Source organism: Burkholderia sp. BCC1972 (assembly GCF_905339605.1).
Taxonomy (GTDB): Bacteria; Pseudomonadota; Gammaproteobacteria; order Burkholderiales; family Burkholderiaceae; genus Burkholderia.
The window spans coordinates 228043-248905 of record NZ_CAJPGH010000004.1 but is presented as its reverse complement, the minus strand read 5'-3'; the positions used below and the strand labels follow the sequence as shown (position 1 = coordinate 248905).

Here is a 20863-nt window from a genome sequence, read left to right as displayed (position 1 = left end):
GCATCGTCTGCAGGTGGCTGTCTCCATTTATTCACCGGTAACGCACGTAGTCACTCAGGAATGCAAATTATTTGCGCAGGCTTTCGCAGGCTGCACCTGAACCTGTCGAACCAGTTTGTCACGCCGATCCGGACAGCATCTGAAGGCGCTTGCCGAGCACCGCGTTACCCGCCCCGCGTGGTCATTTCACGCGATGTGTTCAAGCGTTTCGAGCACCGCATTCCGGCCTCGCCGATTCGGATCGATCGCAAAGGTGAGATTTTTCGGGAGCGGTAAGTGAGCGTTTCCGGGAACGCGTGGTGAGCCGATACGGGAGCATTCGGTGAGCCTTCCCGGGAGTGGCCGGTGAGCCCCTGCGGGAGCCGCTGGTGAGCCTTTCCAGGACGTATCGGTGAGCGCTTGCGGGAGCATCCGGTGAGGACATTCGGGAGCCGTTGGTGAGCGTCTTCGGGAGCGTTGGGTGAGCTTGTTCGGGAGGTGTCGGTGAGTGCTTGCGGGAAGCTGAGGTGAGATTTTTCGGGAGCAGGCTGATGGACCGCTCCCGCGAGCGCGGCACCAGCCAATGCGGGCGTCGCGCGAGGGTTCGGGCACGCATGAACCGTGCCCGATGCCACATTTACGCGGCGAGTTTCGACGCCGCGTCGTTCACCTGATCGCGCGAAATCGCGAGTTCGTCGAGGTGCGGATCGGCATAGACGGCGCCGGTTTCGCGCTCGAGGCGGGCGATCGTCAGCGCACAGCGTGCGGTGTCTTTCGGCATCGCGATGAAGCGCTTGATCGACTCGCCGGCCGTGAATGCTTCGAACAGCGCGCCGCGCACGTCGTCCGGAAGCGTCTTGGTCCATTGGTACGGCTTGCCGTTGAACGTGATCGACGGCGGCAGCGTGCGCTCCTTCTTGGTCGCCGTGATGAGCCCGTAGGTGCGGGCCGCGTCGCCGATCTGTTCGGGCGAGAAGAGTTCGTCAGGCGTGATGTCGAACTGCTCGATGTAGTTTTCAATCGTCTGCATTGCGGCAGCACGATCGTCGCGCTTCTGCTGCGCGCGCGCGACGATATCGCGCAGCTCGTCCGCTTCGTCGGGCGTGATCGTGAAGCTTGCCTGCTTCTGCTGAAGTTCGGAGAAACGCTGGAATTCTTGATCGTTCAGAAGTTTGGCCATGACATCCATCGGACACGACGGCCGCGACAACCGACCGTCGTAGTTTTTGAGAGGGCCGCTATTTTAGCGTAGCGCCGCGGGCGCACGATATGACACCGCATATCGCGTACCGCACGGGCGTCGCGCGCAACCGGGGGCCGGCGCTGCCGCGCCGCGCCCGGTGTGTTTCGTGGAGAAATCCGCGGGTCAGCAGATCTCGGTGCGGCCCATCGACAGATGGGCGGCCGTGTCGCGCAGCCCTTCGACGACGAGGTCGACGGGAGGCGCCGCGTGTGCATCGATCCGGCGCATGTACGGGCAGGTCAGCACCGCGATCGCATGGCCGGACGGCCCGAGGATCGGTGCGGTCAGGTCGGTCACGCCATAGGCCTGGCGGCTGTCCTGGCGCAGGTAGCCATCCTGCCGGATGGACTGGCACGCATACGCGAGTTCCTGCTCGTTCAGCGGCGCCTCGCCCTTGACCTTGCGATGCTCGGTCAGCATGTGCGCACGCTGCTCGGGGCCCTGGAACGCCAGCATCACGCGTCCCGACGCCGTATCGGCGAGCCCGACGCGCGAGCCGAGCCGGACCGACACGCCCCACGGGCCGGGCCCGTCGACCTGGGCGATCACGAGCAGGTTGCCGCGATCGTAGACGGACAGGTGGCACGACTGTTCGGCTGCATCGGCGAAGCGCTGCATCGGCGGCAGCGCTTCGGCAATCAGCCGGCTCATCGGCGGGTGCCGGTGCGCAAGCGCGAACAGCTTGAGGCTGAGCGTGTAGCGATCGCCGCCGGTCGAGCGCATCACGTAGCGGCGTGCGACGAGGCGTTCGAGCATCCGGTAGATCTCGCTCGCGTTGCGGCCGAGCTCCTTCGTGATTTCAGTGCGGGTGAGTCCTTCTTTCTGCTCGGCCAGGAGCTCGAGAATGTCGAGTCCCTTGTCGAGCGCGGGGGCGCGATAGCGGTCGATAGCGGCCATCGATTCCCGTGCGTCGCAGCCGGGAAGCGGGTCGTTGGTTGTCTGCATTGTCGGTGTGAGGTTGGGGATTACCGTCGATCGGCTGGCGACGCACGCTGGCCAGTTCTGCACGCGCATAGGGTGGGCCCGCGTATGGCGATGAAAGCCATTCGTACGAGCTTAGCAATAAACATACAGTGTGCAATGCAGCGTCTTTTTACCGATCATTACCGGACAAGAACGGATTGGCAAACGTTCTCGATGACAGGGCCACCCCGAATATCCAGTATTCATGGTCTGATGGCAGGCGATACCGGCAATCCCGACCGGTCGGTCGATGTATGCGCATCCAATGCTGCGCCGCAACGTCTGCAGGTGCACCAATAGTCGGTATCCGTCGCGGGCCATTTCACGGCGCGCGGCCGATGGTACAAAGGCTGGCGGGCCAACGACGGCGCGGTCGCGCGTGAAGCCGGCCGGCATGGGCCGGCACGCGTCGCGGGTGCCGGGCCGTCGTCGCCGATGCGCAGACCGGCGGCCGCCCGTTCGATGCGCGCCATACTGTTCGTGCGGCGCCGCGATCGCTGCGCCCGCGCGACCCTCGCGCGTCGAACCGCCTGCCGGATGCGGTGCCGACGCGCGCTATCGACGATCGACAATCAGTCCGGCGCGCGGCCGCGAAAGGTCGCGTCGGCCGCTATCCTGTCCCATTCGACAACAGAGGTGAGCACGATGAAACTGCTTCGCTATGGCCCGTCCGGCCAGGAAAAGCCCGGTATTCTCGACGCGGACGGCCGGATTCGCGACCTGTCCGCGCACGTGCCGGATCTGGCCGGCGATGCGCTGTCCGACGCCGGTCTCGCGCGGCTGCGCGCGATCGATCCGGCCACGCTGCCGCTCGTTTCCGGCGAGCCGCGCATCGGCGCGTGCGTCGGGCACGTCGGCAAGTTCATCGGCATTGGCCTGAACTATGCCGATCACGCGGCCGAAGCCGGCATGCCGGTCCCGAAGGAGCCGGTCGTGTTCGGCAAGTGGACGAGCTCGATCTGTGGCCCGAACGACGGCATCGACATCCCGAAGGGTTCGGTCAAGACCGACTGGGAAGTCGAGCTGGGCGTCGTGATCGGTGCAACGTGCAAGGACGTCGCCGAAGCGAACGCGCTCGATTACGTTGCGGGCTATTGCGTCGTCAACGACGTGTCCGAGCGCGAATGGCAGATCGAGCGCGGCGGCCAGTGGGACAAGGGCAAGGGTTTCGACACGTTCGGCCCGATCGGTCCGTGGCTCGTCACGCGCGACGAAGTGCCCGATCCGCAGCGTCTCGACCTGTGGCTCGAAGTCGACGGCCACCGTTATCAGAACGGCAACACGCGCACGATGGTGTTTACCGTCGCGCAGTTGATCGCGTATCTGTCGACCTGCATGACGCTGCAGCCGGGCGACGTGATCACGACCGGCACGCCGCCGGGCGTCGGCATGGGCATCAAGCCGTCGCCGGTGTTCCTGAAGGCCGGCCAGACGGTGCGCCTCGGGATCGAAGGGCTCGGCGAGCAATTGCAGCACACGCGCGGCGCGCAATAACCGGTCGCTTGCGCGCTAAAACCGAGGGCCCGATTCCGCATCGCACGGAATCGGGCCCTCGGCATTGGTACGCGATATATGCAGCGGCGTCACACGACGTTGTCGAGCTCGCAATGCGCTTCCAGCCGATACCCGTCGGGATCGACGACGAACGCCGCGTAATAGCCGGGGCCGTAGTGTTCGCGCTTGCCGGGCCCGCCGTTGTCCTTGCCGCCGTGCTCGAGCGCGGCGCGGTAGAACGCGTCGACCTCGACCGGCGAAGCAGCCTTGAACGACAGGTGCAATCCGGAATCGGGATCGGCGACGACGGGCCGAGCCGCGTGCTCCAACCACAGCTGGGGCTCGGTCGTGCCGTACCCGACGGCGCCGTCGTCGCTATATAGACGCTTGTAGCCGAGTGCGCCGAGCGCGCTGTCGTAGAAGGTGCGGCTGCGGTCGATGTGGGCAACGCCGAACGAAAGATGGTCGATCATCTGTAGCTCCTTGAACCGAGAGGGGGACGTCAGTGCGGCAAGCCTGCTTGCAGGCACCATGCCAGCCGCTTGTAGCGAAGCGCGCCGAGCGTGCTGTCGTCGTACGTGCGGCCGGCGGCGGTGTGGATAACCCTGAACGAAAAGCGATCGCTCATCTGTGTCTCCTTGGATTGAAAGGGGCGTCAGTGCGGCAAACCTGTTTTTAACCAGCATGCAGGTTATGTTAGAAATCGCTCGGGCGCTTGTCAACCGGCATGGTGGTTAGATACGATCGCGTCATGAGCAAAACGCAACCTTCCGTCACGACGGACTATCTGATTCCCGCGCCGTCCGAAACGTTGAGCCTCGATTTCGCGAATACGCTGTATTGGCGCGGCAGCGACCCGCCAACGGAAACCTTCGGCACGATGGACGACCTGCTGGCCTGGTGCCGCGATCAGGCGGGCGTACCGGCCGCACTGGCCGATGCATGTCGCGTGCCCGACAAGGAGAAATGGAAAGAAAAGGGCGACGAGCCGGCGATGCTGGCGCGCTCGCTCGCGTTGCGCGAGGCGCTGTACCGGCTCTTTCATGCGCAGGCCGAGCAACGCGAGCCGCAGGCCGACGATCTCGCGCTGTTGAGCGGTTTTCTGGCGGAAGCGTCGCCGCGCGTCGCGCTGGCGCGCATCGACGGCGGCTATGCGTGGCGGATCGATGCGTCACGCGCCACGCTCGCGGGGCTGCTGAGCCCGGTGCTGTGGTCGGCGGTCGACCTGCTCGGCGGCGCGCGGCTCGCGAAGGTCAAGCGCTGCGCGAACGATGCATGCCAGTGGCTGTTCGTCGACGACAGCAAGAACGGCAGCCGCCGCTGGTGCTCGATGTCGTCGTGCGGCAATCGCGCGAAGGCGTACCGCCACTATCACAAGGCCGACTGACGGGCCGGCCGCGCGCCGGGCCTATTTCGCCGACAGCTTCCGCCACAGCGTCGTCTTGCTGATGCCGAGCATCGCGCACGCACGGTCGCGGTCGCCGCCGCATGCGTCGAGCACCGCGCGGATCTCGTCGGCTTCCGCGCGGCGGCGGCGCGCGTGCAGCGTCTGCGCGTCGTCGGTATCGGCCGCGTCGGGCGGCGCGGCGAACAGCTCGGGCGCGATCGCCTGCAGCGCGTCGGGATCGAGCGCGGCGCACGCGGCGGCGGGATCGTTTTCATCGGCTTCCTCGGCGAGTTCCACCGCGATCCGCTCGATCACGTTCTGCAGCTCGCGCACGTTGCCGGGCCACCGGTAGCGCGCGAGTGTGGCCTGCGTCGTGCCGAGCACACGCGCGGCATCGCCGGCATCGCGCAGGCGTTCGGCGAGCCGCGGCTCGCGCCGCGCAGCCTGCACGAGCAGCGTCGCCGCGAGCGCGGGAATGTCGGCCGCGCGCTCCCGCAGCGGCGGCAGGCCGACGTTCAGGATGTTGAGCCGGTAATAGAGATCCGCGCGGAACGTGCCGGCCTCGACGGCCGCGAGCAGCGGCCGGTGTGTCGCGGCGATCACGCGCACGTCGATGCGGATCGGCTCGGTCGAGCCGAGGCGGATCACCTCGCGCTCCTGCAGCACGCGCAGCAGCCGGCTCTGCAGCGATGGCGGCATCTCGCCGATTTCGTCGAGAAACAGCGTGCCGCGGTGCGCGGCCTCGAACAGGCCGGTCTTGCCGCCGCGCCGCGCGCCGGTGAACGCGCCTTCCTCGTAGCCGAACAGTTCGCTCTCGAGCAGCGCCTCCGGAAACGCGCCGCAGTTGACCGCGACGAACGGGTAGCTGCGCCGCGCGGACAGCGCGTGCAGGCTCTGCGCGATCATTTCCTTGCCGGTGCCGCTTTCGCCGAGCACGAGCACGGTCGCATCGGATTTCGCGTAGCGGCGCACGAGGTCACGCACGCGCGCCATCGGCGCCGACGCGCCGACCACGTCGTCGAGCGCGTAGCGCGCGGCGAACTGCTGCGTGGTCGGCTGCGACCGCAACGCGCGATCGAGCCGCTCGACCGCCCGCGATTCCTGGAACGTCAGCACGCTGCCCGACGTCACGCCGCGATCGACGAGCGGCCCGCGATGCACGACGTAGCGCACGCCGCGTACGGTCGCGAGCGCGTCGCCGTCCTCGCCGCGCAGCGTGCGCAGCTCGGGGCGCAAGTCGACGAGCGCGCGGCCGACGGCCGCCGCAGGTTCGACCCCGAGCGCCGACGCGAGCCGCTCGTTGATCGCCTCGACGCGGCCGTGCGCATCGAGCGCGACGACGCCGTCGCGCAGGTGCTGCAGCAGCGTGTCGAGCCGCTGGCGGCGGAATGCCTCGGCGTGCGTCGCATACGCGACTTCGAGCGCGGTCTCGACGGCCTTGCGCACCGATGCGTGCGAATACAGGAATACCGCGCCCATGCCGGCACTCGCCGCGAGATCGGTGACGAGGCCCGGGCCGACGATCGTTTCGATGCCGCGATCGTGCAGGTCGTGCACGCAGGCTTCCGCTTCCTGTGCCGACTGATATGACGCAAACTGCACGTCGAGGCCGTACGCGGCGACGAAGCGGCGCACTTCGGGCGGCGTTTCCCCGGCGCTGACGAGCGCGATCCGCGACGCGTCGCGCCGGGCGCGCGCAAGCGCCTGCATCACGTCGAAGCCGGTCGGCGACACGACCACCACCGGCACCTGCGCACGCGTTTTCAGGAAGCCGCCGTTCGAGCCGGCCGCGACGATCACGTCGGGCCGCGCGGCGCCGGCCTCGGCGATCGCGCTCAGCGCATCTTCATAGGCGCGCGTGACGATGCGCACGTCGGCGCGTTCGTCGAATTCGCCTGCGATCTCGCGAAACAGGTCGCGCAGGCGGCTGATGCCCATCGCCCAGATGCGCGGGCGCACCGTGCGATCGGCCGGGCCGACGGGCTTGGTCGAGGAGAGGTCCATGACGATCGATTATGCGCGTGCGATTTCATTTTTGAAACACGAAATTGCTGAATTGAAATGTCTGGGCGCTGCGTCGCGTGTGCCGGTTGCTTAAGAATCAGTGGGTTAGCGACGTTTCGCGAGCTGGCCCGGTCCTTGCTGTTATCGGGCATTCCATCAGGAGGCCGTTCATGAGCAATACGCATCTTCAGAGCGCCGGCGCGAAATTCCGCGCGGCAGTCGCGGCGGAACAGCCGCTGCAGGTGGTCGGCGCGATCACCGCGTACGCGGCCAAGATGGCGCAGGCCGTCGGCTTCAAGGCCGTGTACCTGTCGGGCGGGGGCGTCGCCGCGAACTCGCTCGGGATCCCCGACCTCGGCATCAGCACGATGGAAGACGTGCTGATCGACGCGACGCGGATCACCAACGCGACCGACCTGCCGCTGCTGGTCGACATCGACACGGGCTGGGGCGGCGCGTTCAACATCGCGCGCACGGTCCGCTCGTTCATCAACGCCGGCGTCGCGGCCGTGCACCTCGAGGACCAGGTCGGCCAGAAGCGCTGCGGCCACCGTCCGGGCAAGGAAGTCGTGCCGATCGACGAAATGGTCGATCGCGTGAAGGCCGCGGTCGATGCGCGTACCGACGACCAGTTCGTGATCATGGCGCGCACCGACGCAGCCGCCGCGGAAGGGATCGACTCGGCGATCGAACGCGCGGTGGCCTACGTCGAAGCCGGCGCCGACATGATCTTCCCGGAAGCGATGAAGACGCTCGACGACTACCGCCGTTTCAAGGCTGCCGTGAAGGTGCCGATCCTCGCGAACCTGACCGAATTCGGCTCCACGCCGCTGTTTACGGTCGACGAACTGCGCGAGGCGAACGTCGACATCGCGCTGTACTGCTGCGGCGCGTATCGCGCGATGAACAAGGCTGCGCTGAACTTCTACGAGACGCTGCGCCGCGACGGCACGCAGAAGGCGGCCGTGCCGACGATGCAGACGCGCGCCGAGCTGTACGACTTCCTCGGCTATCACGAATACGAGCGCAAGCTCGACGAGCTGTTCGCGCAGGGCAAGAAGTAACGCGGCCCGCACCCCCGATACCCATTGGAGAAAGGAAACATGAGCGAGACGAAAGACGCAGCAGCACCGGCCGCCGCAGGCGCATTCAAGCCGAAGAAATCGGTGGCGCTGTCGGGCGTGACGGCCGGCAACACGGCGCTGTGCACGGTCGGCAAGACCGGCAACGACCTGCACTACCGCGGCTACGACATTCTCGACGTCGCCGAATCGTGCGAATTCGAGGAAATCGCGCATCTGCTCGTGCACGGCACGCTGCCGAACCTGACCGAACTGGCCGCGTACAAGACCAAGCTGCGCGCACTGCGCGGCCTGCCGAGCGCGCTGAAGGCCGCGCTCGAGCAGATCCCGGCGTCGGCTCACCCGATGGACGTAATGCGTACCGGCGTGTCGGTGCTCGGCACCGTGCTGCCGGAGAAGGACGACCACAACCTGCCGGGCGCGCGCGACATCGCCGACCGCCTGATGGCGTCGCTCGGCTCGATGCTGCTGTACTGGTATCACTTCTCGCACAACGGCAAGCGCATCGAGACGGAAACCGACGACGACTCGATCGGCGGCCACTTCCTGCACCTGCTGCACGGCAAGACGCCGTCGAAGTCGTGGGTCGAGGCGATGCACACGTCGCTGATCCTGTACGCGGAGCACGAATTCAACGCATCGACGTTCACGGGCCGCGTGATCGCGGGCACGGGCTCGGACATCTACTCGGCGATCACCGGCGCGATCGGTGCGCTGCGCGGGCCGAAGCACGGCGGCGCGAACGAAGTCGCCTATGAAATCCAGAGCCGCTACAGCTCGCCGGACGATGCCGAAGCCGACATCCGCCGCCGCGTCGAGAACAAGGAAGTCGTGATCGGCTTCGGCCACCCGGTCTACACGATCTCCGATCCGCGCAACAAGGTGATCAAGGGCGTCGCGCACAAGCTGTCGAAGGAAGCGGGCGACCTGAAGCTGTACAACATCGCCGAGCGCCTCGAATCGGTGATGTGGGACGCGAAGAAGATGTTCCCGAACCTCGACTGGTTCAGCGCGGTGTCGTATCACATGATGGGCGTGCCGACCGCGATGTTCACGCCGCTGTTCGTGATCTCGCGCACGTCGGGCTGGAGCGCGCACATCATCGAGCAACGCGTCGACAACAAGATCATCCGCCCGAGCGCGAACTACACGGGCCCGGAAGACCTGCAGTTCGTGCCGATCGAGAAGCGCTGAAACGCCCGCCGCACGCGCCGGCACCCGTGATGCGGGCCGCCGGCGCGCGCGGAACGTCATACCCCGAATTCCGCCCCACATCATGAATACCGCCAACCGCAAACCCCTGCCCGGCACGTCGCTGGACTATTTCGACGCGCGTGCCGCGGTCGACGCGATCGCACCCGGCGCCTACGACACGCTGCCGTACACGTCGCGCGTGCTCGCCGAAAACCTCGTGCGCCGCTGCGACCCGGCGATCCTTGCCGATTCGCTGAAGCAGATCATCGAGCGCAAGCGCGAACGCGACTTCCCGTGGTTCCCGGCGCGCGTGGTGTGCCACGACATCCTCGGGCAGACGGCGCTCGTCGATCTCGCCGGCCTGCGCGACGCGATCGCCGACGGCGGCGGCGACCCGGCGAAGGTGAACCCGGTCGTGCCCGTGCAGCTGATCGTCGATCACTCGCTCGCCGTCGAATGCGGCGGCTTCGATCCGGACGCGTTCGCGAAGAACCGCGCGATCGAGGATCGCCGCAACGAGGATCGCTTCCACTTCATCGAGTGGACGAAGAAGGCGTTCGAGAACGTCGACGTGATCCCGCCGGGCAACGGCATCATGCACCAGATCAACCTCGAGAAAATGTCGCCGGTGATCCAGGCGCAGGACGGCGTCGCGTACCCGGACACCTGCGTCGGCACCGACAGCCACACGCCGCACGTCGACGCGCTTGGCGTGATCGCGATCGGCGTCGGCGGGCTGGAGGCCGAGAACGTGATGCTCGGCCGCGCGTCGTGGATGCGGCTGCCCGACATCGTCGGCGTCGAGCTGACCGGCAAGCGCCAGCCCGGCATCACCGCGACCGACGTCGTGCTCGCGCTGACCGAGTTCCTGCGCAAGGAAAAGGTGGTCGGCGCGTATCTGGAATTCCGCGGCGAAGGGGCGGCGAGCCTCACGCTCGGCGACCGCGCGACGATCTCGAACATGGCGCCCGAATACGGCGCGACGGCCGCGATGTTCTTCATCGACGGCCAGACGACCGACTACCTGCGCCTCACCGGCCGCAGCGACGAGCAGGTGAAGCTCGTCGAGACCTATGCGAAGGCAGCCGGCCTGTGGGCCGATACGCTCGCCAACGCGCAGTACGAACGCACGCTGACGTTCGACCTGTCGAGCGTCGTGCGCAACATGGCCGGCCCGTCGAACCCGCACAAGCGGCTGCCGACGTCCGATCTCGCCGCACGCGGGATCGCCGGCCAGTGGGAAGAGACGCCGGGCGAGATGCCCGACGGCGCGGTGATCATCGCCGCGATCACGAGCTGCACGAACACCAGCAACCCGCGCAACGTGATCGCTGCGGCCTTGCTCGCCCGCAACGCGAACGCGAAGGGCCTGACGCGCAAGCCGTGGGTCAAGAGTTCGCTCGCGCCGGGCTCGAAGGCGGTCGAGCTGTATCTCGAAGAAGCGAACCTGCTGCCGGAACTCGAGAAGCTCGGCTTCGGCATCGTCGCGTTCGCGTGCACGACCTGCAACGGGATGTCGGGCGCGCTCGACCCGAAGATCCAGCAGGAGATCGTCGATCGCGACCTGTACGCGACGGCCGTGCTGTCCGGCAACCGCAACTTCGACGGCCGCATCCACCCGTATGCGAAGCAGGCGTTTCTCGCGTCGCCGCCGCTCGTCGTCGCGTATGCGATCGCCGGCACGATCCGTTTCGACATCGAGAAGGATGTACTGGGCCACGACCAGGACGGCCAGCCCGTCACGCTGAAGGACATCTGGCCGACCGACGAGGAGATCGACGCGATCGTCGCGTCGAGCGTGAAGCCCGAGCAGTTCCGCAAGGTCTACGAGCCGATGTTCGCGCGCAGCGCCGATGCGGGCGAGCGCGCGGCGCCGCTGTACGACTGGCGCGCACAGAGCACGTACATCCGCCGTCCGCCGTATTGGGAAGGCGCGCTGGCCGGCGAGCGCACGCTGAAGGGCATGCGCCCGCTCGCGGTGCTCGGCGACAACATCACGACCGACCACCTGTCGCCGTCGAACGCGATCCTGCTGGATAGCGCGGCCGGCGAATACCTCGCGAAGATGGGCCTGCCGGAAGAAGACTTCAACTCGTACGCGACGCACCGGGGAGACCACCTGACCGCGCAGCGCGCGACCTTCGCGAACCCGACGCTGATCAACGAGATGGCGGTCGTCGACGGCGCGGTGAAGAAGGGCTCGCTTGCGCGGGTCGAGCCGGAAGGCAAGGTCATGCGGATGTGGGAGGCGATCGAGACGTACATGAATCGCAAGCAGCCGCTGATCGTCGTGGCCGGCGCCGACTACGGCCAGGGCTCGTCGCGCGACTGGGCCGCGAAGGGCGTGCGGCTCGCGGGCGTCGAGGCGATCGCCGCCGAAGGCTTCGAGCGGATCCATCGCACGAACCTGATCGGGATGGGCGTGCTGCCGCTCGAGTTCAAGCCCGGCACGAACCGGACGACGCTCGGCATCGACGGCACCGAGACCTTCGACGTGATCGGCGAGCGCACGCCGCGCGCCGACCTGACGCTCGTGATTCACCGCAAGAACGGCGAGCGCGTCGAAGTGCCGATGACGTGCCGGCTCGATACGGCCGAGGAAGTGTCGATCTACGAAGCGGGCGGCGTGCTGCAGCGTTTCGCGCAGGACTTCCTCGAATCGTCGCAGGCGGCGTGACCGACGCACACAGGGATAACGCAAACATGGCTCACATTCCTCAAATCAGGATTCCCGCGACCTATATGCGCGGCGGCACCAGCAAGGGCGTGTTCTTCCGGCTGCAGGACCTGCCGGATGCCGCGCAGGCGCCGGGCGCCGCGCGCGACGCGCTGCTGCTGCGCGTGATCGGCAGCCCCGATCCGTACGGCAAGCAGATCGACGGGATGGGTGGCGCGACGTCGTCCACCAGCAAGACGGTGATCGTGTCAAAGAGCACGCGGCCCGGGCACGACGTCGACTACCTGTTCGGGCAGGTCGCGATCGACCGCGCGTTCGTCGACTGGACCGGCAACTGCGGCAACCTGTCGGCGGCCGTCGGCCCGTTCGCGATCAGCGGCGGGCTCGTCGATCCGGCGCGCGTGCCGCGTGACGGCGTCGCGACCGTGCGGATCTGGCAGGCGAACATCGGCAAGACGATCATTGCCCACGTGCCGATCGTAAACGGCGCGGTGCAGGAGACGGGCGACTTCGAGCTGGACGGCGTCACGTTCCCGGCCGCCGAGGTGCAGCTCGAGTTCATGGACCCGGCCGCCGAGGAAGAAGGCGCGGGCGGCTCGATGTTCCCGACCGGCAACCTCGTCGACGATCTCGCGGTGCCGGGCGTCGGCACGCTGAAGGCGACGATGATCAACGCGGGCATCCCGACGATCTTCGTCGAGGCGGAAGCGATCGGCTACACGGGCACGGAGCTGCAGGACGCGATCAACGGCGATGCGAAGGCGCTCGAGAAGTTCGAGACGATCCGCGCGCACGGCGCGCTGCGCATGGGCCTGATCGATACGCTCGACGAAATCGCGACGCGGCAGCACACGCCGAAGATCGCGTTCGTCGCGAAGCCGGCCGACTATGTCGCGTCGAGCGGCAAGCGCGTGAACGCGGCCGACGTCGACCTGCTGGTGCGCGCGATGTCGATGGGCAAGCTGCATCACGCGATGATGGGCACGGCGGCGGTGGCGATCGGCACGGCCGCGGCGATCCCCGGCACGCTCGTCAATCTGGCGGCCGGTGGCGGCGAACGCAACGCGGTGCGCTTCGGCCATCCGTCGGGCACGCTGCGCGTCGGCGCGGAAGCGCAACGCGAGAACGGCGAGTGGACCGTCACGAAGGCGATCATGAGCCGCAGCGCGCGCGTGCTGATGGAAGGCTGGGTGCGGGTGCCGGGGGATGCGTTCTGATCGTTGCCGGTTACGGCGATGGCGATGCGGGCGGCTTCGGCCGCCCGCGTCGTTTTCGTCAGCCGTGCAGGAAGCGGCGCAGCGCGTCGTGGCTCAGGCGGCGTGCCGTTTCGGATACGCGCGCACCGGGCACGATGTCGAAGCCGTGTACGCCGCCGGGCAGCACGTGCAGCTCGGTCGGTACGCCCGCGCGGAGCAGGCGCTGCGCGTAGTCGAGATTTTCGTCGACGAACAGGTCGAGCGAGCCGACCGACAGGAACGTGGGCGGCAGGCCGTCGAGCCGCGTGGCGCGTGCAGCGGCCGCGTACGGCGACACGCCGTCGATGCCCGGCGCGTGACCGAGCAACGAGGTCCAGCCGAACCGGTTGTTGGCTGCATGCCAGACGAATTCGCCGGCATGCGGATGCGGCGGGCGCGTGCAGGTGCGATCGTCGAGCATCGGATAGACCAGATGCTGGAACGCGAGCCGGTACTCGCCGCGGTCGCGGGCCAGCAGCGCCAGCGCGGCGGCGAGCCCGCCGCCCGCACTTTCGCCTGCCACGCCGATGCGCGATGCGTCGATGCCGAGCGCGTCGGCATCGCGGAAGACCCATGCGAGCGCCGCGTAGCAATCCTCGATCGCGCCGGGAAACACGGTTTCCGGCGCGAGCCGGTAGTCGATCGAGAACAGCGCGCAGCCGAGCTGCGTCACGAGTGATCGATGAACCGCTTCGAGATCCTTCGCCTTGCCACGCACGAAGCCGCCGCCGTGCATGTGGACGATTGCCGGGAGCGGGCGCGCGTGATCGTCGGGCAGGTAGACGAGCACCGGGACGTCCGGCGCGCCGGCCGGACCGGGCACCGTGCGGCGTTCGCGCGTGCTGCCGGCAAGGTCGGGCGGCGGCAGCGGCAGCACGCGTTCGCGCGACTGCGCAAGGTTGTCGATGCCGAGGGTGACGGTCGGCCAGGTCTCGAGCAGCGGGCGGATTTCGGGATCGACGAGGTGCAGGGTGTCCAACGCGTAGCTCCATCGTGAAGGTGGGGGCGCGCCGTGGTCAGAGTGCGCTGCGCGCGATGACCCAACGGTGCACCTCGGTCGGGCCTTCGAAGATGCGCATCAACCGCGCCTCGCTGGCCATCTGCTGCAACGGCATTTCCTTCGTCATGCCCATCGCGCCGAGCGTCTGCATCGCATGGTCGATGACGCTCGATGCCATTTCGGTGGCGAACACCTTGACCATCGAGATCTGCGTGCGAGCATCCTGTCCGGCATCCACGCGCGCAGCCGCTTCGTAGGTCATGAGGCGGCACGCGTGGATCTGCGTGAGCGCGTCGGCGACCCACCACTGGACCGCCTGGCGCTCCGCGAGCGGCACGTCGAAAGTCTTGCGCTGTTTCGCATGGTCGCACAGCATCGCGACCGCGCGCTCGGCGCGGCCGATGCACCATGCGGCCATCTCCAGCCGCCGGTTCGCGAGCCGCGCCTGCATCGGCGCGAAGCCGGCGCCTTCCGCGCCCAGCAACTGCGCGGCGGGGAGGCGACAGTCCTCCAGCACGATTTCGTAGGTCGACAGCCCGCCGATCATCGGGATCCGCCGTTCGATGACGAAGCCCGGCGTGTCGCGATCGACGATGAACGCCGTCATGCCGCCGCGCTTGCCCTTGCTTCGATCGGTGAGCGCCATCACGATCGTCCAGTCGGCCTCGGGCGCGTGGCTGATCCAGATCTTCCGTCCGTTCAGCACCCAGCTGTCGCCGTCGCGCACGGCCGTCGTCGACAGCGCACCCGGATCCGAGCCGGCACCCGGCTCGGAGATCGCCATCGCGGCGCGCGTGGCGCCGCGTGCGTACGGTTCGAGATAGCGCGCGCGTTGCGCGTCGTCGGCCACTTCGCACAGCATCCGCAGGTTCGGTGAATCGGGCGGCAGGATGTACGGCGTCACGGTCGTGCCGATCGCTTCGTTCACGCCGACCATCGCGACGGCCGGCAGGTCCGAGCCGCCGGCGTCGAGCGGTGCGTCGAGGCCCCACAGGCCGAGTTGCCGGGAACGCTCGTCGAGGTGCGCGCGTTCATCGTCGAGCAGCCCGAAGCGCTGGCCGTCGGCCTCGCGCGCCATCACCGCGGCTTCGAGCGGAATCAGCTCGTCCTTCACGAAACGTGCGACGAGATCGCGGATCATCCGGTGTTCGAGTTCAAGGTCGAAATTCATGGGAGTCGATGAGTGTGAGGTAGGAGAGGCGGATGCCATCAGCCGGCATGCACGGGAGCCGATGCCCTGGCCCGTAGCGTGCCGAGCAGCGCGATGGCGCCGGCCGCGAGCAGCGCGGCGTTGAAATAGAGCCCGCCGCGCATCGACCCGGTGGCCGTGTTGAGCACGCCCATCAGGAACGGGCTCGCGAACCCGCCGATCGCGCCGGACATCGTGATCGCCGCGATCGCGACCGCCATCGAACGCTTCGGCAGCGCGAGCCCCGGCAGCACCCAGAAAGCGGGCAACGACGCGGCGTGCGTGGCGACCGCGATGCAGAGCGCGATCATCAGGTGCGATGTGCCGCCGACGCTCGCCAGCCCGGCGAGCGTCACCGCGCACGCGAACATCGCGACTGCACCGTGCCCGCGCCACTCGCGCCGGCGCTCGGTGCGCCAGCCCATCGCGAGCATGCCGACGATGCCGCACAGGTACGGCAGCGCGGACAGCAGCCCGATCTGCATCGCGCCATGCAACCCGCCGCGATGCAGGATCACGGGCATCCAGAACACGAGCGCGTAGCCGGCGGCCGCGATCGCGAAATTGGCCGCGCACAGCAGCCAGAAGTCGCGGTGCGCGAGCACCGACCGCGCCGCGTTTGCGTTCGGCGTGCCGGCTTCAGCCTGCGCGTGCGCGGCGCGCAGCGCGGCCTTGTCGGTATCCGACAGCCAGCGTGCGTCGTCCGGCCGGTCGTCGAGAAAACGCAGCGCAACGAGGCCGAGTACGCTGCTCGGCAGCCCTTCGACGACGAACAGCCATTGCCAGCCGCTCAGGCCGGCGGCGCCGTCGAAGTACGAGAGGATGGCGCCCGACACGGGGCCGGCGATCAGCCCCGCGAGGTACAGCGCGGTCATGAACAGCGCGAACGCCTTCGCGCGTTGCCGCGGCGGATACCACGCGCCGAGATAGAACAGGATGCCGGGGAAGAAGCCGGCCTCGAACACGCCGAGCAGGAAGCGGCACGCGTAGAACTGCGCGGGCGTCGTGACGAACATCGTCGCGGCCGAGCCGAGCCCCCATAGCACCATGATCCGGGCGATCGTCCTGCGTGCGCCGATCCGTGCAAGCAGCGCGTTGCTCGGAATCTCGAACGCCATGTAGCCGATGAAGAAGATGCCCGCGCCGAGCCCGTAGACGGCGTCGGAGAAGTGCAGTTCGGCCGCCATCTGCGCGTGCGCGAATCCGATGTTGATCCGGTCGATGAACGACAGCGTGTAGCAGAGGATCAGGAACGGCAGCAGCCGGCGAGAGATCCGCCGGTAGAGCGCCTGCGTCGCGCGCTCGTCGATGGCGGCCGCGTGAGTGGAAAGGGTCGGGGTCATGGATACTCCGTCAGAAGCGGTGGACGATGCCGAGCGCGAACACCTGCTCGGTGCCGCCCGGTTGCGGCTGCAGGCCGACCACGACCGTGTTGCGGGCGGCGCCGCCGTTCTTCATGTACAGATAGCGCGCGTAGAGCGACGTGCGCTTCGACAGCGGATGGTCGTAGCCGGCGCCGAGCGCGGTCGCGTCGTTCGCCGAGCCTTTCACGTCGCGGCGCACGACCGAGACGAGCAGGCGATCGAGCGTGCCGACGTTGATCGATGCGCCGGCGCTCGCGGTCGAGAACGCGGGCAGGTGCGGCGCCGTTCCGACGCCGTACAGGAACGCGGCGTACAGCTTGACGCGCGCGAACGCGTAGTTGGCTGCGAACACGTAGTGTCGCGTCGTCGACGGCGAGACGACGGGCGCCAGGGTGCCGGCCGACGTGTCGCCCTGGAAGCCGGCGCCGAGGTAGAGCCCGCCGATCCGGTACTGGAGCCCGGCGCCGTAGTTGCGCCCGGCCTGCGTCGACAGCGCGTTCGGCGTCGGAAAGCCGTACGTGGCCATCACGCGCAGGCCGTTCCAGTCGGGGCTCAGATACGACGCCGCCTGGTTGAAGCGCGGAATCGGCGGCGTCGTGTTGCTCGTGATCGTGTCCGTCGACGTCGCGAGCAGCGCAAGCGGCGACAGCCGTTCGTTGAGCCCGAACGGATCGCCGTCATAGACGACGTAGAACGCGGGCGTGTATTGCCGGCCGAGCCGGAGGTCGCCGTAGCGCGTGTTCTGCAGCGACACGTAGGCCTGCCGGTAGAACAGCGTGCCGCCCTGGAACGATCCGTCGGCCGGCGAGAAGCCGCTTTCCAGCACGAACTTCGTCGAGGTGCCGCCGCCGAGATCCTCGACGCCTGTCAGTCCGAGGCGGCTCGTCGACGAGCCGCCGCCGCTTTGCCGCATGCTCGACAGGCTGCCGATGCGATCGAATTCGACGTAGCTGTCGACGATCCCGTACAGCGTGACCGACGACGCGTGTGCCGACGTGGCGCACAGCACGCACGCTCCGATCAGGAGTGCTTTCCGTTGCATGAAGGTGTCTCCGTTCTATGTCTTTTTTTGCACGCCCGCGTTCTGGGAGCGGTTGCGCGCGTGGTGCCGCCGTGCCGTGTCGGGTTCAGCGCCCCTTGAATACCGGCTTGCGCTTCTCGAGAAACGCGCGGGCACCTTCGATCCGGTCCTCGCTCGCATAGACGTCGGGGCCGACGTCCAGCCGCAGCGCAGCGGCCACCGGCAGCCCTTGGCTGCGCGTCGCGGTTTCCTTGATGCGGCGGATCGTGAGCGGCGCGTTCGCGGCGATCGTCTGCGCCAGTTCGCGCACGGTGTCGTCGAGTGCGGCGCCGGGGACGACGCGGTTCAGCAAGCCGACCCGCTGCGCTTCTTCGGCATCGAAGCGGCGGCCCGTGAACAGCAGCTCCATCGCGATCGCGCGCGGCAGCATGCGCGGCAGCAGTACGCTCGCGAAGTTCGCACCCATCCCGACCCGCGCTTCGGGCAGCGCGAAGGTCGCGTGATCGGCCGCGATCCGCAGGTCGCACGCGAGCGCGATTTCGCATCCGCCGCCGATGGCGTGGCCGTTGATTGCCGCGATCGTCGGCTTGCGCAGTTCGAGGATCAGCTCGTGCACGTTGCGGGCGAGCCCGCGCATCGGCTGCATCCCGCGTATCTCGGGATCGCCGAGATCGACGCCCGCGCTGAACGCGCGTTCGCCCGCGCCGCGGATCACGATGACGCGGATCGTCGGGTTGTCGTCGAGCGTGACGAGTTCGTCGCACAGGCGCCGGATCGCTTCGGCGGACAGCGCATTGGCGACATGTGGACGATGGATCGTCAGCCATGCGATGCCGTCGTCGTCGTTGCGCAGGATCGACGGCGCGTCGTCGCCCGTCAGCGAGGAAAACGAGCCGGATGCGCTCATGACGTGCTCCCGGTGGCGTCGGCGCGCGTGTCGTGGAGCACGCCTGCCAGCCGCAGCGCATCCCGGCGCGCCGCGTCGATGCCGAGCGCGTCGAGCACGGCGTCAGTATCGGCGGCGAACGACTGGGGCGGCCGGCGTATCGAGCCGGGCGTGCGCGACAGTTTGGCCGGAACGCCCGCGCCGGTATACGTGTCGCTCTTGATGAACATCGCGTTGCGGGCCGCCTGCGGATGGTTGAAACCATCGGCGATGGTGTTGACCGGCCCCGTCGCGACGCCGGCGCGCATCAGTCGATCTACGACCTCGTCGGCGGGCAACTCGCCGGTCAACTGCCCGATCAGCGCGTCGAGCGCATCGCGGTGCGCGACGCGCTGCGCGTTGGTCGCGAAACGCGGATCGCGGGCGAGCTCGGGCACGCCGAGCGCTTCGACCATCCTTGCGAACGTGCGGTTGTTGCCGGCGCCCGTTGCGACCGGCTTGTCCTTGCACGGATAGACGCCGTACGGCGCGATCGCGGCATAGACGTTGCCCGTCGCGACGGGCACCTCGCCGGTCGCCATCCAGCTCGTACTGACCGGATGCAGCATCGACAGCGCGGTGCTGAACAGGTCGATGTCGACATGCTGCCCGAGACCGGAGCGCGTTCGTTCGACCAGCGCCAGCAGGACGCTCGACACGGCACTCAGGCCGGCCGCGAAATCGACGACAGGAAACGGCACCTTGAGCGGCACGCCGCCCGGCTCGCCGTTGATCGACATGAAGCCGGCGAGGCCCTGCGCGACGGCGTCGTAGCCCGGAAACCGCGCGAGCGGGCCGTCGGTGCCGTATCCGGAGATCGAGCAGTGGACGAGGCGCGGGAAGCGTTCGCGCAGGCAGTCTTCGTAGCCCATGCCCCAGCGTTCGAGCGTGCCCTGCTTGAAGTTGTCGATCAGCACGTCGGCTGTTTCGAGCAGACGGAACAGCACGCCGCGTCCGTCGGGATGCGACAGGTCGAGCGCGAGATTGCGCTTGTTGCGGTTGAGCCCCCAGTAGTAGCTGGACAGGCCGTTCGGCATCGCGGGCCCCCAGTCGCGCGTTTCGTCGCCCTGCGGCGGTTCGATCTTGATGACGTCCGCGCCGTGGTCGGCGAGGGTTTGTGCGCAGAACGGTCCCGCATAGACGCGGCTCAGGTCCACCACACGCACGCCTGCGAGCGCGCCTTCGTTACTGCTGGTCATGACGATGTCTCCTTCGATGTGGATTCGATGCGCCGGCAGGCCGGCACGCACCGGCTGCGCGGCCGTGATGCGTCGCGGTCGCGGGTTCAGCCGCGTGCGGCGAACAGTGCGTTGACCGCCGCGCGATGTTCAGGGGTCGCGTGCGCGAACGCCTGGTACGACGCGGACAGGTCGAGCAGCGTCTCGAGACTCGCGTGGCGGCCTTCGCGCAGCAGCCGCTTGGTCAGGCGCAGCGCGGTGCCTGAATGACGGGCGATGCGGCCGGCCAGCTCATGGGCGTGCGCGAGGAGATCGCCGTCGGGCACGACGCGCGACACGAGCCCGCAGCGCAACGCTGCCTGCGCGTCCAGCGCATCGCCCGTGAACGACATTTCCGCGGCGACGGCGGCGCCGACGATCTGCGGCAGGAACCATGCGCCGCCGTCGCCGGGCACGAGGCCGAGGGCGATGAAGCTCTCGGCGAAGCGCGCGCGGTCGGCAGCGATGCGGATGTCGCACATGCACGCGAGATCGGTGCCGGCGCCGATCGCCGGGCCGTTGACCGCCGCGATGGCAGGCACTTCGAGATGCTGGAACGCCTGTGCAAGGCGCTGGATCCCGCGGCGATAGCTGGTCCGGATCGCGGCGGGATCGTGCGGGTCCGATTCGATGAACGCGCGCATCGCCTTCACATTGCCGCCCGACGAGAACGTCGTGCCGGCGCCGGTCAGGACCAGCACGCGGATCGATTCGTCGCGGTTCGCGTCGTCGCAGCATTCGGTCAGTGAGTCGATCGCATCGGTGTCCGAAATGGCGTTGCGGGTTTCGGGACGGTTCATCGTGACGGTCAGGATCGGGCCCTGCCGTTCACGGATCAGAAAGGCTGCCATGGTGTCTCCGTGTGTTCCGTGCCGCGGGACTTCACGCC

At 68.0% G+C, this 20863-nt stretch carries 18 protein-coding genes; 6 read left to right on the top strand and 12 right to left on the bottom strand.

The annotated features are described in order from the left end of the window. Nucleotides 1-616: 616 nt before the first annotated feature. On the bottom strand, nucleotides 617-1168 hold the full coding sequence (locus tag U5798_RS08785; RefSeq protein ID WP_124450921.1) for a hypothetical protein: 552 nt from the start codon (nucleotides 1166-1168) through the stop codon (nucleotides 617-619). A 177-nt stretch (nucleotides 1169-1345) separates the two neighbouring features. Next, nucleotides 1346-2167, bottom strand: coding sequence for an IclR family transcriptional regulator (locus U5798_RS08780; protein WP_124450923.1), 822 nt, complete (start codon nucleotides 2165-2167; stop codon nucleotides 1346-1348). A 663-nt stretch (nucleotides 2168-2830) separates the two neighbouring features. Between U5798_RS08780 and U5798_RS08775 the strand changes: the two genes are divergently transcribed. Next, nucleotides 2831-3679, top strand: coding sequence for an ureidoglycolate lyase (locus U5798_RS08775; RefSeq protein ID WP_124450925.1), 849 nt, complete (start codon nucleotides 2831-2833; stop codon nucleotides 3677-3679). An 89-nt stretch (nucleotides 3680-3768) separates the two neighbouring features. On the opposite strand, the gene U5798_RS08770 is transcribed toward U5798_RS08775, so the two are convergent. Both U5798_RS08770 and U5798_RS08765 read right to left on the bottom strand, forming a co-directional pair. After that, nucleotides 3769-4152: a VOC family protein gene (locus U5798_RS08770; protein WP_124450927.1), complete on the bottom strand. Its 384-nt coding sequence runs from the start codon at nucleotides 4150-4152 to the stop codon at nucleotides 3769-3771. Between the two features lie 29 nt (nucleotides 4153-4181). Beyond that, nucleotides 4182-4307, bottom strand: a complete 126-nt coding sequence (locus U5798_RS08765; RefSeq protein WP_260434874.1) for a hypothetical protein — start codon at nucleotides 4305-4307, stop codon at nucleotides 4182-4184. 99 nt (nucleotides 4308-4406) lie between these two features. Here U5798_RS08765 and U5798_RS08760 point away from each other — a divergent pair, with 99 nt between their 5' ends. Next, nucleotides 4407-5066, top strand: coding sequence for a CGNR zinc finger domain-containing protein (locus U5798_RS08760; protein ID WP_322081891.1), 660 nt, complete (start codon nucleotides 4407-4409; stop codon nucleotides 5064-5066). Nucleotides 5067-5087: 21 nt separating this feature from the next. Here the strand turns inward: U5798_RS08760 and prpR are convergent, their stop codons facing one another. Further along, the gene (prpR, locus tag U5798_RS08755) at nucleotides 5088-7070 is read right to left on the bottom strand and encodes a propionate catabolism operon regulatory protein PrpR (protein ID WP_322081814.1); all 1983 of its coding nucleotides are present in this window, start codon (nucleotides 7068-7070) and stop codon (nucleotides 5088-5090) included. 170 nt (nucleotides 7071-7240) lie between these two features. On the opposite strand from prpR, the gene prpB reads away from it, so the two are divergent. The 4 genes from prpB to prpF all read left to right on the top strand — a co-directional run bounded on the left by prpB (nucleotide 7241) and on the right by prpF (nucleotide 13240). Further along, nucleotides 7241-8134, top strand: a complete 894-nt coding sequence (gene prpB / locus U5798_RS08750) for a methylisocitrate lyase (protein ID WP_006480320.1) — start codon at nucleotides 7241-7243, stop codon at nucleotides 8132-8134. A 39-nt stretch (nucleotides 8135-8173) separates the two neighbouring features. Next, complete coding sequence (gene prpC / locus U5798_RS08745; protein ID WP_124450931.1) at nucleotides 8174-9346, top strand: 2-methylcitrate synthase; 1173 nt, start codon at nucleotides 8174-8176, stop codon at nucleotides 9344-9346. Nucleotides 9347-9428: 82 nt separating this feature from the next. After that, nucleotides 9429-12023, top strand: a complete 2595-nt coding sequence (acnD, locus tag U5798_RS08740; RefSeq protein WP_322081813.1) for a Fe/S-dependent 2-methylisocitrate dehydratase AcnD — start codon at nucleotides 9429-9431, stop codon at nucleotides 12021-12023. 26 nt (nucleotides 12024-12049) lie between these two features. Beyond that, nucleotides 12050-13240, top strand: coding sequence for a 2-methylaconitate cis-trans isomerase PrpF (prpF, locus tag U5798_RS08735; RefSeq protein ID WP_322081812.1), 1191 nt, complete (start codon nucleotides 12050-12052; stop codon nucleotides 13238-13240). Nucleotides 13241-13298: 58 nt separating this feature from the next. On the opposite strand, the gene U5798_RS08730 is transcribed toward prpF, so the two are convergent. From U5798_RS08730 to U5798_RS08700, 7 genes are all read right to left on the bottom strand, one after another. Next, nucleotides 13299-14237, bottom strand: coding sequence for an alpha/beta hydrolase (locus tag U5798_RS08730; protein ID WP_322081811.1), 939 nt, complete (start codon nucleotides 14235-14237; stop codon nucleotides 13299-13301). A 37-nt stretch (nucleotides 14238-14274) separates the two neighbouring features. After that, the gene (locus tag U5798_RS08725) at nucleotides 14275-15429 is read right to left on the bottom strand and encodes an acyl-CoA dehydrogenase (protein WP_322081810.1); all 1155 of its coding nucleotides are present in this window, start codon (nucleotides 15427-15429) and stop codon (nucleotides 14275-14277) included. A gap of 38 nt (nucleotides 15430-15467) precedes the next feature. Then, nucleotides 15468-16790 (bottom strand): MFS transporter, encoded by a 1323-nt coding sequence (locus tag U5798_RS08720; protein ID WP_322081809.1) that lies wholly within the window; start codon nucleotides 16788-16790, stop codon nucleotides 15468-15470. 10 nt (nucleotides 16791-16800) lie between these two features. Then, complete coding sequence (locus U5798_RS08715) at nucleotides 16801-17853, bottom strand: porin (RefSeq protein ID WP_322081808.1); 1053 nt, start codon at nucleotides 17851-17853, stop codon at nucleotides 16801-16803. 85 nt (nucleotides 17854-17938) lie between these two features. Then, on the bottom strand, nucleotides 17939-18739 hold the full coding sequence (locus tag U5798_RS08710; RefSeq protein ID WP_322081807.1) for an enoyl-CoA hydratase/isomerase family protein: 801 nt from the start codon (nucleotides 18737-18739) through the stop codon (nucleotides 17939-17941). Next, nucleotides 18736-19956: a CoA transferase gene (locus U5798_RS08705; RefSeq protein WP_322081806.1), complete on the bottom strand. Its 1221-nt coding sequence runs from the start codon at nucleotides 19954-19956 to the stop codon at nucleotides 18736-18738. Before U5798_RS08705 ends, U5798_RS08710 begins: the two co-directional genes overlap by 4 nt. Nucleotides 19957-20042: 86 nt before the next feature. Continuing rightward, entirely contained in the window at nucleotides 20043-20825 is a 783-nt protein-coding gene (locus U5798_RS08700) for a crotonase/enoyl-CoA hydratase family protein (protein ID WP_124450948.1), read from the bottom strand. Nucleotides 20826-20863: the final 38 nt, after the last annotated feature.

Coding starts and splice junctions, on each gene's coding strand:
- U5798_RS08765 (WP_260434874.1), bottom strand. CDS start 4,307: ATGAGCGATCGCTTTTCGTTCAGGGTTATCCACACCGCCGCCGGCCGC.
- U5798_RS08785 (WP_124450921.1), bottom strand. CDS start 1,168: ATGGATGTCATGGCCAAACTTCTGAACGATCAAGAATTCCAGCGTTTC.
- U5798_RS08710 (WP_322081807.1), bottom strand. CDS start 18,739: ATGAGCGCATCCGGCTCGTTTTCCTCGCTGACGGGCGACGACGCGCCG.
- U5798_RS08700 (WP_124450948.1), bottom strand. CDS start 20,825: ATGGCAGCCTTTCTGATCCGTGAACGGCAGGGCCCGATCCTGACCGTC.
- U5798_RS08705 (WP_322081806.1), bottom strand. CDS start 19,956: ATGACCAGCAGTAACGAAGGCGCGCTCGCAGGCGTGCGTGTGGTGGAC.
- prpB (WP_006480320.1), top strand. CDS start 7,241: ATGAGCAATACGCATCTTCAGAGCGCCGGCGCGAAATTCCGCGCGGCA.
- U5798_RS08720 (WP_322081809.1), bottom strand. CDS start 16,790: ATGACCCCGACCCTTTCCACTCACGCGGCCGCCATCGACGAGCGCGCG.
- U5798_RS08760 (WP_322081891.1), top strand. CDS start 4,407: ATGGTGGTTAGATACGATCGCGTCATGAGCAAAACGCAACCTTCCGTC.
- prpR (WP_322081814.1), bottom strand. CDS start 7,070: ATGGACCTCTCCTCGACCAAGCCCGTCGGCCCGGCCGATCGCACGGTG.
- U5798_RS08780 (WP_124450923.1), bottom strand. CDS start 2,167: ATGCAGACAACCAACGACCCGCTTCCCGGCTGCGACGCACGGGAATCG.
- prpF (WP_322081812.1), top strand. CDS start 12,050: ATGGCTCACATTCCTCAAATCAGGATTCCCGCGACCTATATGCGCGGC.
- U5798_RS08725 (WP_322081810.1), bottom strand. CDS start 15,429: ATGAATTTCGACCTTGAACTCGAACACCGGATGATCCGCGATCTCGTC.
- prpC (WP_124450931.1), top strand. CDS start 8,174: ATGAGCGAGACGAAAGACGCAGCAGCACCGGCCGCCGCAGGCGCATTC.
- U5798_RS08770 (WP_124450927.1), bottom strand. CDS start 4,152: ATGATCGACCATCTTTCGTTCGGCGTTGCCCACATCGACCGCAGCCGC.
- U5798_RS08715 (WP_322081808.1), bottom strand. CDS start 17,853: ATGCAACGGAAAGCACTCCTGATCGGAGCGTGCGTGCTGTGCGCCACG.
- acnD (WP_322081813.1), top strand. CDS start 9,429: ATGAATACCGCCAACCGCAAACCCCTGCCCGGCACGTCGCTGGACTAT.
- U5798_RS08775 (WP_124450925.1), top strand. CDS start 2,831: ATGAAACTGCTTCGCTATGGCCCGTCCGGCCAGGAAAAGCCCGGTATT.